Source organism: Rhizobium ecuadorense, assembly GCF_001187535.1.
Taxonomy (GTDB): domain Bacteria; phylum Pseudomonadota; class Alphaproteobacteria; order Rhizobiales; family Rhizobiaceae; genus Rhizobium; species Rhizobium ecuadorense.
Map to the genome: position 1 here is coordinate 1 of NZ_LFIO01001193.1, position 206 is coordinate 206.

A 206-nucleotide genomic window follows, 5' to 3' on the forward strand; every position below is an offset into this window, starting at 1 on the left:
ACCGAGCGAATTCACTTCGCGTCGCCGCCGTGCCGATGGCGTTGACGAGACCTGCGCCAGCGAAGGCGACAACCAGGAACCAGATGGAAAGAACGTGAACCATCTCAGTCGGCCCCGATCATCATGGGGATGGCGACCAGCACCATGATCACCGCCGTCAGGCCGTGAATGCCGAAGGCGCTCTTGGTGGAGCCTTTCGCTGCGAG

Annotated in this window: 1 pseudogene; it reads right to left on the minus strand. The window is 62.1% G+C overall.

From position 1 onward, the window contains the following. Nucleotides 1–104 precede the first annotated feature (104 nt). Nucleotides 105–206: pseudogene (locus AF337_RS46560) on the minus strand (DUF4267 domain-containing protein); the annotation flags it as partial.